The sequence below is a fragment of the Streptomyces sp. UH6 genome (assembly GCF_013421635.1).
GTDB classification, from domain to species: domain Bacteria; phylum Actinomycetota; class Actinomycetes; order Streptomycetales; family Streptomycetaceae; genus Streptomyces; species Streptomyces abyssomicinicus.
Genome location: NZ_JACADT010001436.1, coordinates 1 through 1,030 on the forward strand (window position 1 = coordinate 1; position 1,030 = coordinate 1,030).

Annotated in this window: 1 protein-coding gene; it reads right to left on the reverse strand. The window is 72.9% G+C overall.

The window, feature by feature from the left end; translation table 11 throughout:
- Window positions 1-1,030 (reverse strand): serine protease (locus tag HW445_RS32415; protein WP_180224315.1); only part of this gene is annotated, 1,030 nt, incomplete at both ends.

A 1,030-nucleotide genomic window follows, 5' to 3' on the forward strand; every position in this document is an offset into this window, starting at 1 on the left:
CAGTCGGCGTGACCGCCGCCGTCGTGCCCGTCGTGGCCGTCGTGCCCGTCGTGCCCGTCGTGGCCGACGCGGTGGCCGCACCGTCGCCGGAGATACCCGACTCGGCGCCCATCCCGGCCAGCAGCTCCCGCTGCGCGGGAGTGAACGGCAGGGAGGCGAGGTGCTTCAGGACGACGCTGATGCGTGCCCCTTCGTTCGACACCCAGTCCACCGAGTCCTCGCCGTCGCCCCGCTGCCACAGCTCGCCGTCCCGGCGGACCGTACGGCCCTGGCCGTCGGTCCGGGGCACTCCGCTGTGATGAAGGGCGACCACCTCCCACTGGTCGTTGTAGACCGGGGAGCCGGAGTTCCCGGGCTCGGTGTCGGTGCGGTAGTGGAGGAAGTCGTCCAGCCGCACCTGGAGGGCGTTGTCCCGTACCGCGATCTCCTTCAGGCGCCCCATCGGATGGCCGATGACGTTGACCGGCTCGCCGACCACCAGCTTGCCCAGCTGGAGGCTCAGCCGGTTCCAGCCGAACGTCTCCCCGGGGGGCCTGCCGTCGGGACCGGACGAGAGCAGCACCAGGGCGTAGTCGAGGCGCTTGTCCGCCACGAAGAAGCCGTCCGGGTCGAACCCCAGCCGTACCGGGGCCTGCGGCGTGTTGTCGACGGTGACCTGGGCGTCGAACTCCGCGAAGCAGTCACGGGCGGTCTCCGCGTCGGGCAGGACGTGGTGGTTGGTCATCATCAGCCGGGGGGACACCAGGAACCCGGTGCCCACCGGCAGTTCACGGCCGTTCTCCCGTGCCGAGATCCGGGCCACGCTGTGGGCGGCCCGCGCGCCGCGCGGCAGGAAACTCCACGCCTGGAGCTCCTTGGACACCCCGAGGATGCGCTCGAACGCGTCGGGCGCCGCCAGTGGTTCGGAGCGGACCGCCTCCACCACCAGGGCGGCAGGGACCGCCTGCCGCTCCAGCAGGCGTGCGGTCCGCGCCGCCAGGGCCGCCGGGGAGTCGGGGAAGCCGACCCCCGCCTGCTGCCGCCGCTCGAC